We start from the raw sequence: 13,484 nt of genomic DNA, 5'->3' as shown, positions 1-13,484 counted from the left end.
ATGTGAAGAAGGAGCTGAGGTTGATGACTGTCACCGAGATCACTGCGGTGCGCGGTGCCCGATCCGACCTCAGCCATCTCTCACACAAGGAACCCCACGTTGTCCGACAGCTCCTTCATTGACGCCTTCTTCGCCCTGCACCACGGGCTCCCCCGTCAGGGCCCCGGCTCCGACGACACCACACGCCGGCTTCTCGCTCTCACCGGTCCGCTGCCGGAGCGGCCGCGCGTGCTCGACCTGGGCTGCGGCCCCGGCCGCTCGGCACTGCTGATCGCCGCCGAGACCGGCGCCCAGGTGACCGCCGTCGACACTCATCAGCCCTTCCTCGACGAACTGCGGAAGACCGCCGAGGCACGCGGGCTCGGCGAATCGGTCCGTACCGTCAACGGCAGCATGGGTGAACTCCCTTACGCCGACGGTTCTTTCGACCTCGTCTGGGCCGAGAGCTCCGCGTACATCATCGGCTTCGACCAGGCGCTGAGCAGTTGGAAGCGGCTGCTGGCGCCCGGCGGCTCCCTGGCGCTCACCCACTGCGTGTGGACCACCGACGCACCGTCCGCGGAGTGCCGTGCGTTCTGGGAGGCCGAGTGCCCGTTGCGTACGGCCGACGAGGACGCCGCGGCGGCCGTCGCCGGCGGGTACGAGGTGCTCGGGATGTTCGCCCAGCCGGAGAGCGACTGGGACGAGTACTACGTCCCGCTCGCCGAGCGGGTGGACGGCACGACCGCGGACGGTCCCGCCATGGCGCAGGCGATCGCGGGCACCCGCGAGGAGCTGGCGATGCGCCGGGCGCACGGTGCGGAGTACGGGTACGCCGGCTTCGCCCTGAGGCCGGTCCCCGGTCGCCGTTCATGATCTGATGCTCTGTCACTGCCCCCGGCGCATGGCGCGTCGGGGGCAGTGACATTTGTGCGGCAGACTGAAGAGCAGAATGACGCCCGGAGCGAAGGACGGTTATGACGGACGGCGCAGCAGAAGCAATCATGCTCGAACTGGTCGATGAGACCGGCCAGACCATCGGGACCGCGGAGAAGCTTTCCGCACATCAGGCGCCAGGTCAGCTGCACCGCGCGTTCTCCGTTTTCCTTTTCGACGATTCGGGACGGCTGCTGATCCAGCAGCGTGCACTGGGCAAGTACCACTCCCCCGGCGTCTGGTCGAACACCTGCTGCGGCCACCCGTATCCGGGTGAGTCGCCTTTCGCGGCGGCCGCCCGCCGTACGTACGAGGAGCTGGGTGTCTCGCCCGCACTGCTCGCGGAGGCGGGCACGGTGCGCTACAACCACCCCGACCCGGACTCGGGCCTGGTGGAGCAGGAGTTCAACCATCTCTTCGTGGGGCTGGTCCAGGCGGAGCTGGTGCCGGATCCGACAGAGGTCGGCGCCACCGCTTTCGTCACGGCCGGGGAGCTGGCGGAGCGGCACGCTCAGGCGCCGTTCTCCTCCTGGTTCATGACCGTGCTCGACGCCGCGCGGCCCGCGGTCAAGGAGCTCACAGGGGAGACCGGGGGCTGGTGACTCCCCCGGGCGCGAGCGGCAGTGCGGCCCAGACGACCTTGCCGCCGCTCGCGGTCTGCTCCACGTCGCACTCCCCGCCGGCCTCGACGGTGATCTCCCGTACGAGCAGGAGCCCCCGGCCGCCCGTCGTGGCGTAGTCCCGCTCCAGGGCCTTCGGGCGGTAGGGGTGGTTGTCCTCTACGGACACCCGGATCCACTCCGCACCGATGGCCACCTCGACGGCGACCTCCGGGGAGAGCAGTGCCGCGTGCCGCACCGCGTTGGTCACCAGCTCGGAGACGATCAGCAGCAGGCCCTGCACGGTGTCGTCGTGGACCGGCACTCCCTGACGGTTCAGCAGATCCCGTACGGCGTGACGGGCCTGCGGGACGGAGACGTCGACCGCGGGAGCGGTGAATCGCCAGACGCCTTCGTACGGCAGGGGCTGAGTGGCCTGTGCCGGGTCGGGCGGGCTGTTGCTCCCGCGGCTCTCCATATTCCGGCTCCCGCCGTCGCGCTCGATTGTCACCACACGACGAGTGTTGGGAATGGGATGGTCCGTACCGGGCCACTGAACAGAAGTCAGCGCCTATCGACGGAAAATGACCGAGTTCGTAAGTCGACGTCAGGTCTTCGACTGATCCTGATCTTCTTCTTGCGTGGATGAAACCGTACTTTCCTGTTCGGTTGCCATCTGGTCGGAGACCAGCGTGACGATCCGCCGGCCGCCGACTCCGATGGCCAGCAGTCCGAGTCCGTCGAAGAGCAGCGCCAGCGAGAAGAAGCAGCCCAGCACGTAGATGCTGCTGTGCGGCCAGTCGAAGAGCACCAGCAGACCCAGCAGGATCCCGAAGGCGCCCTGGAGCAGGGTCCAGCCGAACTGCGGACCGCGGACGACCACACTGCCGACGAGACGGAAGGCACCGCCGGTCAGGAAGAGGAGGGCGGCGAACATGGTGAAGGTCTCCGCGGTGCCCTCGGGGTGGCGGATGACGACGATGCCCGCGGCCAGGTTCAGCGCGGCGACGATGACTCCGAGCCAGAAGTAGTTCGAGTCGCGGGACTGGATGGACTGCAGCAGGCCCACGATGCCGCCGATGAGCAGCAGCCAGCCGAAGAGCAGCATCGAGGTGAGGGTCGCGACCCCGGTGTAGATGAGCCCGAGGAGGCCGGCGAGCACCAGGATCACGCCGAGGAACGCCAGCCAGCTGAAACTGCGCTTCAGTTTCTTGCCCTCGCGGGTGTCCTGCGGTTGCACGGACTGGGTGGGAGTGGGGTCGGCCATGAGCGACTCCTTGTCGTGTTCGCTGCGCGGCCCCCTTGTTGATCATAGGTTCGCGGGCTCCGGCTAGCATCCGGCACATGGAGCCGCAGCTGGAGCACAACGTCACCGACGGGGTCGCCACCGTCGTCATCAGCCACCTGGCCAAGCGCAATGCCATGACCACGGGCATGTGGGAGGCGCTGCCGCCGCTGCTGGAGGATCTTGCGGGCGATTCGGCCGTACGGGCGCTGGTGCTGACCGGGGCGGGGAACACCTTCTGCGCGGGCGCGGACATCTCGACGCTGCGGGAGCCCGGACAGCGGCCGCAAGGTCTTGCCGTACGGGCCGAGAACGCCCTCGCCGCCTTTCCGAAGCCGACGCTGGCCGCGGTGCGCGGATTCTGTGTGGGCGGCGGGGCTCAGCTGGCCGTCGCCTGCGACCTGCGGTTCGCGGAGGAGGGCGCCTCGTTCGGGGTGACGCCGTCGAAGCTCGGGATCGTCTATCCGGCCTCCTCCACGCAGCGGCTGGCCGCCCTGGTGGGGCCGGCCGCCGCCAAGTACCTGCTGTTCTCCGGTGAGTTGATCGGAGTTGAGCGGGCGCTGCGGACCGGTCTGGTCGATGAATTGCTGCCCGTGGGCGAACTGGACAAGCGGGTGGCCGAGTTCACCCGGGTGCTCGTCTCGCGCTCGCAGCTGACGCAGGCTGCGGCGAAGGAGTTCACGGACGGGCGCGGGGACCGGGTGGCGTACTGGAGCGAGCAGGCGCGCGGAAGCGGCGACACCGCGGAGGGGGTCGCCGCCTTCCTGGAGCGGCGGGAGCCGCGCTTCACCTGGGCCGCGGGGGCTACTGAAGGATGAAGCGGTTGTTCGTGCGGAACTCCTCGACGAGGTGGGCCGGGGCCTTCTGCGGCGAGCCCGCGTCGTAGGGCGGCTGGGGGTCGTACTCGGTCAACAGTTGGACGGCCTGGGCGTGTTCGTCGCCGGCGATCTTTCCGACCAGGGTGAGACCCATGTCGATGCCCGCGGAGACTCCTGCAGCGGTCATGATCTTGCCGTCGGTGACGACGCGTTCGCCGGTCGACTCGGCGCCGAAGGCGGCGAACTGGTCGAGCGCGAGCCAGTGCGAGGTGGTCCGGCGGCCCTTGAGGAGACCTGCCGCGGCCAGCAGGAGCGAGCCCGAGCAGACGGAGGTCGTCCAGGTGCTGGTGGCGTCGGCCGTGCGCAGCCAGGACAGGAGCTTCTCGTTCTCCATCTGGGCCGTCTGCCCGGGGCCGCCGGGGACGACGACGATGTCGGGGTGCGGGACCTCGTCGAGGGTCCTGTCCGCGACCAGGGAGAGACTGCCGCGGTCGTTGCGTACCGGGCCCCGCTCCTCGGCGACGAAGACCGTGTCGGCGCCGGGCGTCCGGCAGAGCATCTCGTAGGGGCCCACGGCGTCGAGGGCGGTGAAGCGGTCGTAGAGGACGATGGCGATCTGCATGGTGGTGTTCCCCTTCAGTTGGCGGGTGCGTGGAAACGGCGGCGGTATTCGGCGGGACCTGTGCCGAGCGTCTTGAGGAAGGCGCGGCGCATGGCTTCCGGGGTGCCGTAGCCGCAGGTGCGGGAGATCTGGGTCAGGCCCTCGGTGGTGTCCTCGATCAGTCGGCGGGCGGCCTCGATGCGTACGCGCTCGACGTAGCGGCCCGGGGTCGTGCCGGTCTCGGACTGGAAGGCGCGGGCGAAGTGGCGCGGCGAGAGGCGGGCACGGTCCGCGAGCGCCTCGACCGAGAGGTCGTCCGCGGGGTGCTCGGTGATCCACTGCTGGACCTCACGCAGCGGTTCGCGGTGGGCGGTCTGGGCGGCGAGCTGGGCGCTGAACTGGGCCTGGTTTCCCGGGCGCCGGAGGAAGACGACGAGATGGCGGGCGACGGTGAGGGCCACTTCCCTGCCGAGATCCTCCTCGACCAGGGCGAGTGCCAGGTCGATGCCCGCGGTGACGCCGGCGGAGGTGGCGATCTTCCCGTCGCGTACGAAGATCGGGTCCGGTTCGACGCGGACGGCCGGGTGCTTGCGGGCGAGCAGGTCGCACGCCACCCAGTGGGTGGTCGCCCGGTGGCCGTCGAGAAGGCCGGCGTCAGCGAGGAGCAGGGCGCCCGTGCAGACGGAGACGATGCGCTCGGCGCGCGGGGCGTTCTCGCGCAGCCAGTCGATCAGGCGGGGGTCGGGGCGGCGGGTGCCGTCTCCGCCGGGGACGAGCAGGGTGTGGGGCGTCTCGGCCTCGGCTTCTGCTTCGGCCAGGGAAATGTCCGGGAGGAGGGTGAGGCCGCTCGTCGTACGGACGGGAGCGCCGTCGAGGGAGGCGGTGCGGATGGGATACGTGTCGCCGCCGGCCTTGCTCGCTCCGGAGAACACCTCCACCGGGCCGGTCACGTCGAGGCTCTGCACATCGTCGAAGAGGACGACGAGCACGGGTCGCTGCTGCGTCATGGGTCTTATCGTTCGCGAGGGAGGCGGTGGCTGCAATGACGAATAACCCACCTTTGCTGCCACTGCGGTCCGGGGGTTCTCTGCGTACCAACCAGTCGGTAACATCCCGGTCATGACTTCGCTCCCGCCGCGTGCCGGCCGACGCTGCCACAACGCCGTCAACCCGCTCCACTCGACGGTCTACTTCTCCCCCGACCTCGGGAAGGAGCTGGCCGGGGTCGGGATCGCGGACCCCAGCGCCGCCTACTTCGCGTCGCGCGGGGCGGCCATGGGGGCCGTGGGAGCCGGGACGATCACCGCCACGTTCTACAACTTCAACCATGAGCTCGTCGCCAGGCACGTCCCTGCGGTGTGGCAGTCCGCCACGCCCGAAGAGGTGCTCGAGGCGCGGCTGCGGGCCGTCGACTCCACCCTGCGCCGGCTGCTCGGCGAGGACGCCGTCGCCTCCGCGGAGATGACGGAGGCGGCCGGACTCGCCCTGCGCGCCGCGGAGGCCTGCACCCGGCACGCCCGGCCGCTGTACGCCGCCCATGCCGATCTCCCCGTACCCGAGCAGCCCCATCTCGCCTACTGGCACGTGGCGACGCTGCTGCGCGAGCACCGCGGGGACGCGCACCTCGCCGTGCTGCTCGCGGCGGAGCTGGACCCGCTGGAGGCCCTGGTCAGCCACACCGCGACCGGCAAGGGCATGGCGCCCCGCTGGATCCTGGCCACGCGCGGCTGGCGGCGGTCGGACTGGGACGCGGCCGTGGAGCGGCTGCGTACGCGTGGACTGCTGGACGGCGAGGGCAAGTTGACGGAGGCCGGGACGCAGCTGCGCCAGGAGATCGAGGCGGAGACCGACCGGCTGGACGCGGCGCCGTACGAGCACCTGGGTGCGGAGGGCGTCGAGCGGCTCACCGAGCTGGCGCGCGGGTTCCTGATGACCGCGCTCGCGGCCGGGGCCTTCCCCGGCGATCTGACCGGCTGACCCGCAGGGTGTGATCCCGGTCTGTCGGTGCCGCCTGCCACAATGCTGGCTCAGGCTCAGCGAGAAGGCGGTACCGGATCGTGACCACGACCACCCCAGGATCCATCGAAGGCAGGATCGCGGACGAACTCGGCGTACGCGAGCGGCAGGTCAGGGCGGCGGTCGAGCTGCTCGACGGCGGGTCGACCGTCCCGTTCATCGCGCGCTACCGCAAGGAAGCGACCGAGATGCTCGACGATGCGCAGCTGCGCACGCTCGAGGAGCGGCTGCGCTACCTGCGGGAGCTGGAGGAGCGCCGGACGGCGATCCTCGAGTCCGTACGGGAACAGGGCAAGCTGGACACCGCCCTGGAGGCGCAGATCCGGGGCGCGGAGACCAAGGCGCGGCTCGAGGACATCTATCTGCCGTTCAAGCCGAAGCGGCGTACGAAGGCGCAGATCGCGCGTGAGGCGGGGCTGGAGCCGCTGGCGACGGGGCTGCTGGCCGATCCGTCCGTGGATCCGCTCGCGGCCGCCGCTGCCTTCGTGGACGGCGACAAGGGTGTCGCGGACGCCGCCGCCGCGCTGGAGGGGGCACGCTCCATCCTCACCGAGCGCTTCGGCGAGGACGCCGACCTGATCGGCGAGCTGCGCGAGCGCATGTGGACGCGCGGGCGGCTGGCGGCGAAGGTGCGCTCCGGCAAGGAGGAGGCGGGCGCGAAGTTCGCCGACTACTTCGACTTCTCCGAGCCTTTCACGGCACTGCCCTCGCACCGGGTGCTCGCCATGCTGCGGGGCGAGAAGGAGGACGTGCTCGATCTGGTGCTGGAGCCGGAGGAGCCGTCGGAGACGCCCGGGCCTTCCACGTACGAGGGCATGATCGCCCGGAAGTTCGGGGTTGCCGACCGTGGGCGGCCGGGCGACAAGTGGCTCGGGGACACGGTCCGGTGGGCCTGGCGGACCCGGATTCTCGTGCACCTCGGGATCGATCTGCGGCTGCGGCTGCGTACGGGTGCGGAGGACGAGGCGGTTCGCGTCTTCGCCTCCAACCTGCGTGACCTGCTGCTGGCCGCGCCTGCCGGGACGCGGGCGACGCTGGGGCTCGACCCCGGGTTCCGTACGGGTGTGAAGGTCGCCGTGGTCGATGCGACGGGGAAGGTCGTTGCCACGGATGTCATTCATCCGCATGTGCCCGCCAACCGGTGGGACGAGTCGCTGGCGAAACTGGGGCGGCTCGCGAAGGAGCATGCGGTTGATCTCATCGCCATCGGCAACGGGACCGCTTCACGGGAGACCGACAAGCTCGCGGGTGAACTGTGCGACAAGCACCCGGAGTTGAAGCTCACGAAGGTGATGGTTTCCGAGGCGGGTGCTTCTGTCTACTCGGCTTCCGCTTTCGCTTCGCAGGAACTTCCCGACATGGATGTGTCGCTGCGGGGGGCCGTTTCGATTGCCCGGCGGCTGCAGGATCCGCTCGCGGAACTGGTGAAGATCGACCCCAAGTCGATCGGGGTCGGGCAGTACCAGCACGATCTCTCGGAAGTGAAGCTCTCGCGGTCGCTGGACGCGGTCGTCGAGGACTGTGTGAACGGGGTGGGCGTTGATGTCAACACCGCCTCGGCGCCGCTGCTTTCGCGGGTTTCGGGGATCAGTTCCGGGCTTGCCGAGAACATCGTGGCGCACCGTGATGCGAACGGGCCCTTCAGGTCGCGGAAGGGACTCAAGGACGTGGCCCGGCTGGGGCCGAAGGCGTACGAGCAGTGCGCGGGCTTCCTGCGGATCCGGGGCGGGGACGACCCGCTGGACGCGTCGAGTGTCCACCCGGAGGCGTATCCCGTCGTGCGCACGATGGTGAAGGCCTCGGGGGGCGGGGTCGCGACGCTGATCGGGAACGCGGGTGTGCTGCGGTCGCTGCGGGCCGAGGATTTCGTGAACGATGTGTTCGGGCTTCCCACCGTGACGGACATTCTGCGGGAGCTGGAGAAGCCGGGGCGCGACCCTCGGCCCGCGTTCAAGACGGCCACCTTCAAGGAGGGCGTCGAGAAGATCGGTGACCTGGCGGCCGGGATGATCCTGGAGGGTGTCGTCACGAATGTGGCGGCCTTCGGGGCGTTTGTGGATGTCGGCGTGCACCAGGACGGGCTTGTGCATGTGTCGGCGCTGTCCAAGACGTTTGTGAAGGACCCTCGGGATGTGGTGAAGCCGGGGGACATCGTGCGGGTGAAGGTCATGGACGTCGATATTCCGCGGAAGCGGATCTCGTTGACGCTTCGGTTGGACGACGAGGTGGAGGGTGCGGGCGGGGGCTCGCCGCGGCGGGAGCGGGGGCAGCAGCAGGGCGGGCGTCCTCCGCAGCAGCGGCAGGGGCGGCCCGAGCGGGCTCAGAAGGGTGGGGGTGGCGGTCGGGATCGGCAGGCGTCGCCGCCGCCGGCCAACAGTGCGATGGCTGATGCGTTGCGGAGGGCGGGGCTTACGGATCCCAAGCGGGGTGGCGGGCGCGGGTAGGTGCGCCGGGGGTGGGGGGAGTTTTCCCCCACCCCGCCCCTTCCCGGCTGTGACATTTTGCGGCTCCGCCGCGTGGGGGGCTCCTGCCCCAGACCCCGGGCCCCCGGTCCTCAATCGCCGGACTGCTTGAACTTGCTCAGAGTTCGGTGAGTTTGCCGTCCGCCACCTCGATGCGGCGCGTCGTGTGGACCGCGTCCAGCATGCGGCGGTCGTGCGTCACCAGGAGCAGAGTTCCCTCGTAGGAGTCGAGTGCCGACTCCAGCTGCTCGATCGCCGGCAGGTCCAGGTGGTTCGTCGGCTCGTCCAGGACCAGGAGGTTCACTCCCCTGCCCTGGAGCAGCGCCAGGGCCGCGCGGGTGCGCTCGCCCGGGGAGAGTGTCGTCGCGGGGCGCAGTACGTGCTCTGCCTTCAGGCCGAACTTGGCCAGCAGCGTGCGCACTTCGGCCGGCTCGGTCTCGGGGACCGCCGCGCAGAATGCGGCCAGGAGTGTTTCCGTACCGTAGAAGAGGCCTCGGGCCTGGTCGACCTCTCCGACCACCACCCCCGGGCCGAGTGCGGCATTGCCCGAGTCCAGCGGGATGCGGCCCAGGAGCGCGCCAAGCAGCGTCGACTTGCCCGCGCCGTTCGCTCCTGTGATCGCCACGCGGTCCGCCCAGTCGATCTGGAGGTGGACCGGGCCGAAAGTGAAGTCGCCGCGTTGGACCGTCGCGTCGCGCAGGGTCGCCACGACCGCCCCCGAGCGGGGTGCCGCCGCGATCTCCATGTGGAGTTCCCACTCCTTGCGGGGCTCTTCGACCACGTCGAGGCGTTCGATCATGCGCTGTGTCTGGCGGGCCTTGGCGGCCTGCTTCTCGCTCGACTCGCTGCGGAGCTTGCGGCTCATCTTGTCGTTGTCGGTCGCCTTGCGGCGGGCGTTCCTGACGCCCTTGTCCATCCAGCCGCGCTGCATCTGCGCGCGGCCCTCCAGGGCCGACTTCTTGTCGGCGTACTCGTCGAACTCCTCGCGGGCGTGCCTGCGGGCCGTCTCGCGCTCTTCGAGGTACGCCGCGTAGCCGCCTCCGTAGAGCGTGATCTGCTGCTGGGCGAGGTCCAGTTCGAGGACCTTGGTGACGGTGCGGGTGAGGAACTCGCGGTCGTGGCTGATGACCACCGTGCCCGCGCGCAGGCCCGTGACAAAGCGTTCGAGGCGCTCCAGGCCGTCCAGGTCCAGGTCGTTGGTCGGCTCGTCCAGGAGGAACACGTCGTACCGGGAGAGAAGCAGGGAGGCCAGGCCCGCGCGGGCCGCCTGGCCGCCGGACAGAGCCGTCATGGGCTGGTCGAGGCCCACGGTCAGGCCGAGGGTCGCGGCCACCTCGTCGGCGCGCTCGTCGAGGTCCGCGCCGCCGAGGTCGAGCCAGCGTTCCAGGGTGACGGAGTACGCGTCGTCCGCGCCCGGGGTGCCGTCGACGAGGCCCTGCGTGGCCTCGTCCATGGCGGTCTGAGCGGCGGCGACGCCGGTGCGGCGGGCCAGGAACGCACGGATCGTCTCGCCCTCGCGGCGCTCCGGCTCCTGCGGGAGGTGACCGACGGTGGCGGTGGGCGGGGAGAGGCGCAGCTCGCCGTCCTCGGGGGTGTCGAGGCCCGCGAGGAGACGGAGGAGCGTGGATTTTCCGGCACCGTTGACTCCGACGAGACCGATCACGTCTCCGGGCGCCACGACGAGGTCGAGTCCGGAGAAGAGCGAGCGGTCACCGTGGCCGGCGGCGAGGTCTTTGGCGACGAGGGTTGCAGTCATCAGGGCACTGATCCTAATCGGGCCGGCCTCAGAGGAGACCCGCGAGCTTGTAGAGGGCGAGGGAGCCGGCCACGGCGACGTTGAGGCTGGCGCCGGTTCCGATCATGGGGATCTCCACGCAGACGTCGAGGAGGTCCAGGGCCTCGGGCGGGATGCCCTGCTGTTCGTGGCCGAGGACCATGACCGTACGTTCGCGGGCGGGCGGGAGGTCCGCGAGACGGACCGCCTCGTCGGCGAGTTCCACGCCGACGATCCGGGCGCCGCGCTCGCCCTGCTTGGCCAGCCAGGTGAGGGGGTCGCCCGTCCAGTGGACGCAGAGCGGTTTGCGGAGGGTGTTGCCGCGAGCCAGCGCCTCGGGGACCCAGGGGAATCGCGGCACGGTGAGACAGGCGCCGACCGCGTCGCAGGTCCGGGCGAGGGTGCCAAGGTTGGCGCCGTGGAGGGGCCAGAGCGGGGCGGCGTAGAGGTGGTCCCAGCAGGCGTGGGCCCGTGGGCGGCGGGAGCGGCGCAGTTCGTCGGGCGTGCGTGCGCGGATGCCGCTCATCGGGGAGGGGAGGCGTTCCTCCGGGGCGTGGGGCGGGTCTGCGGTGTCATCGTCGGAGGCGATTCTCGGCTCGCCCGGGCCATCGTCGGGGCCAGGGAACGTTCAGCGTGCCTTGGCCACAGCAAGCACGCTTCCTGTCGTGCGTGCCACCACGAAAGATTCCCCCTTCGTCGCCCTGGCGTCCAGTGGAATTCGGTGCGTCCCCGGCCCCAGTTCCGCGTCGAAGACCTCCTGGGCGCGGACCCGGTTGAGGCGGTCCACGCGGTACGCCGTCAGCCGTACCCGGCAGGTCGACGTCACCTCCACGCTCGCCTCACCCTCCGCCACCAGCAGGCCCGTCAGCCTGCGCTGCTCCAACGGGCTGCGGTCCAGGGCGTGTTCGATCTGCGCCACGAGGAGCGGAATGATCGGGGCCAGGCCGTCCACGTACGCCACGTCCGCTCCCGCCCTGCTGAAGGCCTCCCGTACGGCGCTGCGTTTCTCCTCCCCCACCGCCCTCCCGAAGGCCACCGCCCCGTAGGTGCGCAGTTCATCGTGCGGTACGTACGCCGTGTCCTCGGCGATCTCCGCGCCGATGCCGATCGTGCGCAGTGCCGCCGCCAGTCGGGCCAGGATCGCCACCCTCGCGCCGATCAGCAGGACGCGGCGGCGCTCGGGCGGGCGGAGGCGTTCCAGTTCGGTGCGGTACTCCTCCGCGCGGAAGCGGAACGGGCCGATGCCGTGGTAGCCGTTGAGGTCCAGGTCTGCCGTCCGGGTCGTCTGCCAGGCGAAGTCGCGCCAGACGATGTCCCCTTCGTCCTCCTCGATGACCGCGGTCACCGCACCGCATTCGAGGCCTTCGCACTCGGGGCAGCCGTAGATGACGTACCGGCCGCCGTCCAGCGGCGCCTCCGCTTCGAGGAGCAGGCGGCGTACGTGGGCGGTGAAGATGGCGGGCGGCACGTCGGAGGCGAGTGGGGACACCGCGTCCAGGTCGGAGAGCTGGAAGAGCAGCGGTCTTCCGTCGACGATGAAGTCCAGGAAGTCCCGGTGCACTTGGTAGGCGCCACCGGCCAGAACTCCTCCGGCCCGCATGGCCGGGGCCAGACCGAACGTCGCGTATGCGGCAGACATGGGGTGAGTATCCCCACCCTGAGGGCGCTGCGAGCACCACACGGCACATTCGGCTACGGTCCGGTGGATGAGCGCTGAAGTGATCGTGGTGGGCGGCGGAGTCATAGGTCTGACGACGGGCATCGTGCTCGCCGAGAGCGGGCACCGGGTGCGGGTGTGGAGCCGCGATCCGGCCGGTGCGACGACGTCGGCCGTCGCCGGGGCGCTGTGGTGGCCGTACCGCATCGAGCCGGAGCAACTAGTGGGCGACTGGTCGCTCCAATCACTGCGTGTCTACGAGGAGTTGGCCGCCGATCCGGAGGCGACCGGGGTGCGGTTGGTCCGTGGGGTGCAGTACGGGGAGCGGCTCGCGGGGCTGGGGTCCTGGGCTCGGAGCGTGGCGGGGCTGACGGAGGAGCCGGAGGGGCTGTGGGCGCGGCTGCCGCTGATCGACATGCCGGCGCATCTCGGGTGGCTGCGGGCGCGGCTCGAGGCGGCCGGCGGCACGGTCGAGGAGCGGACCGTGAGCGGACTGGACGAGGTGCCCGCAGAGGTCGTGGTCAACTGCACCGGGCTGGGCGCGCGTGAGCTCGTACCGGATCCCGACGTACGGCCGATGCGCGGGCAGTTGGTGGTCGTGGAAAACCCGGGCATCGAGGAGTGGTTCACCTCGGTCGATCATGAGGCGAGCGAGACCACGTACTGCTTCCCGCAGCCGGGCGGGCTGATTCTCGGCGGCACCGCGCAGGAGGACGTGTGGGACCTGCGGCCCGATCCGGCCGTCGCGGAGGCGATCGTGGCGCGGTGCGCGCGGATCCGGCCGGAGATCGCGGAGGCGAAGGTGCTGGATCACCGGGTCGGTCTGCGGCCCGTACGGCCGAGCGTGCGGATCGAGCGGGAGCAGCTGGGGCGGTCCGTGCTGGTGCACAACTACGGGCACGGCGGCGCGGGTGTGACGGTGGCCTGGGGCTGCGCGGGCGCCGCTGCCCGGCTGGTTGCCGGACGGACGTGACGCGTCCGCCCGGCAACCGGGGTGAAACTAGGCGTTGTTGTCCGCGTCCTCGCACGCCTTGGCCTTCGCGCGGTACGCGGCCGCCAGCTTGCTCTGCTTCGTGGCCTCCGCCGTGAACCCTTCCCGCTTCGCCACGGCCGCCTTGCGGTCGGCCTCCGCGGCCTGCTGACGCAGCTGCGCAGGGTTGCAGGTGATGGGTCCGCGCGCCACCGCGGCCGACTGGGCGCCGGTGGCCGCCTGGGCCGGTGCCCCGGCCAGCAGAAGGCCGCCGGCCAGCGCGGCCGTGGCGGCGAGTGTTGCCGTACGTCGCATCACAGATTGTCTCCAAGTCCCGGTCCCGGAGGACCCGTCAGGGGGGTGGCTGATGATCATCCACCACCCCAA

Annotated in this window: 13 protein-coding genes and 1 pseudogene; 6 read left to right on the top strand and 8 right to left on the bottom strand. The window is 70.6% G+C overall.

What is annotated here, in order from left to right:
* Positions 1–99: 99 nt before the first annotated feature.
* A pseudogene (locus OG707_RS36040) lies at positions 100–846 on the top strand (class I SAM-dependent methyltransferase); the annotation flags it as partial.
* 110 nt (positions 847–956) lie between these two features.
* The gene (idi, locus tag OG707_RS36035; protein ID WP_329125965.1) at positions 957–1,517 is read left to right on the top strand and encodes an isopentenyl-diphosphate Delta-isomerase; all 561 of its coding nucleotides are present in this window, start codon (positions 957–959) and stop codon (positions 1,515–1,517) included.
* On the opposite strand, the gene OG707_RS36030 is transcribed toward idi, so the two are convergent.
* Together OG707_RS36030 and OG707_RS36025 are read right to left on the bottom strand one after the other, a co-directional pair.
* Positions 1,492–1,992, bottom strand: coding sequence for an ATP-binding protein (locus tag OG707_RS36030; RefSeq protein ID WP_329125963.1), 501 nt, complete (start codon positions 1,990–1,992; stop codon positions 1,492–1,494). The genes idi and OG707_RS36030 overlap by 26 nt on opposite strands.
* A 129-nt stretch (positions 1,993–2,121) precedes the next feature.
* A complete protein-coding gene (locus OG707_RS36025) occupies positions 2,122–2,781 on the bottom strand; it encodes an HdeD family acid-resistance protein (protein WP_329125962.1) in 660 nt (219 codons plus the stop codon).
* Positions 2,782–2,858: 77 nt separating this feature from the next.
* Between OG707_RS36025 and OG707_RS36020 the strand changes: the two genes are divergently transcribed.
* Positions 2,859–3,617: an enoyl-CoA hydratase/isomerase family protein gene (locus OG707_RS36020; RefSeq protein ID WP_329125960.1), complete on the top strand. Its 759-nt coding sequence runs from the start codon at positions 2,859–2,861 to the stop codon at positions 3,615–3,617.
* Here the strand turns inward: OG707_RS36020 and OG707_RS36015 are convergent.
* Positions 3,604–4,239, bottom strand: coding sequence for a DJ-1/PfpI family protein (locus tag OG707_RS36015; RefSeq protein ID WP_329125959.1), 636 nt, complete (start codon positions 4,237–4,239; stop codon positions 3,604–3,606). The two genes, OG707_RS36020 and OG707_RS36015, sit on opposite strands and share 14 nt — an antisense overlap.
* A gap of 14 nt (positions 4,240–4,253) precedes the next feature.
* On the bottom strand, positions 4,254–5,225 hold the full coding sequence (locus OG707_RS36010; RefSeq protein WP_329125958.1) for a GlxA family transcriptional regulator: 972 nt from the start codon (positions 5,223–5,225) through the stop codon (positions 4,254–4,256).
* Positions 5,226–5,337: 112 nt separating this feature from the next.
* On the opposite strand from OG707_RS36010, the gene OG707_RS36005 reads away from it, so the two are divergent.
* Entirely contained in the window at positions 5,338–6,195 is an 858-nt protein-coding gene (locus tag OG707_RS36005; RefSeq protein ID WP_329125957.1) for an SCO6745 family protein, read from the top strand.
* Between the two features lie 80 nt (positions 6,196–6,275).
* Positions 6,276–8,678: a Tex family protein gene (locus OG707_RS36000; RefSeq protein ID WP_329125956.1), complete on the top strand. Its 2,403-nt coding sequence runs from the start codon at positions 6,276–6,278 to the stop codon at positions 8,676–8,678.
* A gap of 136 nt (positions 8,679–8,814) precedes the next feature.
* On the opposite strand, the gene OG707_RS35995 is transcribed toward OG707_RS36000, so the two are convergent.
* From OG707_RS35995 to OG707_RS35985, 3 genes are all read right to left on the bottom strand, one after another.
* Positions 8,815–10,452, bottom strand: a complete 1,638-nt coding sequence (locus tag OG707_RS35995; RefSeq protein ID WP_329125955.1) for an ABC-F family ATP-binding cassette domain-containing protein — start codon at positions 10,450–10,452, stop codon at positions 8,815–8,817.
* Between the two features lie 28 nt (positions 10,453–10,480).
* Positions 10,481–10,996: a TrmH family RNA methyltransferase gene (locus OG707_RS35990; RefSeq protein ID WP_329125954.1), complete on the bottom strand. Its 516-nt coding sequence runs from the start codon at positions 10,994–10,996 to the stop codon at positions 10,481–10,483.
* A gap of 102 nt (positions 10,997–11,098) precedes the next feature.
* Positions 11,099–12,109: an oxidoreductase gene (locus tag OG707_RS35985; RefSeq protein ID WP_329125953.1), complete on the bottom strand. Its 1,011-nt coding sequence runs from the start codon at positions 12,107–12,109 to the stop codon at positions 11,099–11,101.
* Positions 12,110–12,176: 67 nt separating this feature from the next.
* On the opposite strand from OG707_RS35985, the gene OG707_RS35980 reads away from it, so the two are divergent.
* The gene (locus OG707_RS35980) at positions 12,177–13,100 is read left to right on the top strand and encodes an NAD(P)/FAD-dependent oxidoreductase (RefSeq protein ID WP_329125952.1); all 924 of its coding nucleotides are present in this window, start codon (positions 12,177–12,179) and stop codon (positions 13,098–13,100) included.
* 27 nt (positions 13,101–13,127) lie between these two features.
* Here OG707_RS35980 and OG707_RS35975 read toward each other — a convergent pair whose 3' ends face one another.
* On the bottom strand, positions 13,128–13,412 hold the full coding sequence (locus OG707_RS35975; RefSeq protein WP_329125951.1) for a hypothetical protein: 285 nt from the start codon (positions 13,410–13,412) through the stop codon (positions 13,128–13,130).
* Between the last annotated feature and the right edge of the window lie 72 nt (positions 13,413–13,484).

The sequence above is a fragment of the Streptomyces sp. NBC_01465 genome, from assembly GCF_036227325.1.
Lineage (GTDB): Bacteria > Actinomycetota > Actinomycetes > Streptomycetales > Streptomycetaceae > Streptomyces.
Note: the sequence above shows the minus strand (reverse complement) of the source record. Positions and strands in the feature narration are given on the sequence as shown.

Coding starts and splice junctions, on each gene's coding strand:
- idi (WP_329125965.1), top strand. CDS start 957: ATGACGGACGGCGCAGCAGAAGCAATCATGCTCGAACTGGTCGATGAG.
- OG707_RS36030 (WP_329125963.1), bottom strand. CDS start 1,992: ATGGAGAGCCGCGGGAGCAACAGCCCGCCCGACCCGGCACAGGCCACT.
- OG707_RS36025 (WP_329125962.1), bottom strand. CDS start 2,781: ATGGCCGACCCCACTCCCACCCAGTCCGTGCAACCGCAGGACACCCGC.
- OG707_RS36020 (WP_329125960.1), top strand. CDS start 2,859: ATGGAGCCGCAGCTGGAGCACAACGTCACCGACGGGGTCGCCACCGTC.
- OG707_RS36015 (WP_329125959.1), bottom strand. CDS start 4,239: ATGCAGATCGCCATCGTCCTCTACGACCGCTTCACCGCCCTCGACGCC.
- OG707_RS36010 (WP_329125958.1), bottom strand. CDS start 5,225: ATGACGCAGCAGCGACCCGTGCTCGTCGTCCTCTTCGACGATGTGCAG.
- OG707_RS36005 (WP_329125957.1), top strand. CDS start 5,338: ATGACTTCGCTCCCGCCGCGTGCCGGCCGACGCTGCCACAACGCCGTC.
- OG707_RS35995 (WP_329125955.1), bottom strand. CDS start 10,452: ATGACTGCAACCCTCGTCGCCAAAGACCTCGCCGCCGGCCACGGTGAC.
- OG707_RS35990 (WP_329125954.1), bottom strand. CDS start 10,996: ATGAGCGGCATCCGCGCACGCACGCCCGACGAACTGCGCCGCTCCCGC.
- OG707_RS35985 (WP_329125953.1), bottom strand. CDS start 12,109: ATGTCTGCCGCATACGCGACGTTCGGTCTGGCCCCGGCCATGCGGGCC.
- OG707_RS35980 (WP_329125952.1), top strand. CDS start 12,177: ATGAGCGCTGAAGTGATCGTGGTGGGCGGCGGAGTCATAGGTCTGACG.
- OG707_RS35975 (WP_329125951.1), bottom strand. CDS start 13,412: ATGCGACGTACGGCAACACTCGCCGCCACGGCCGCGCTGGCCGGCGGC.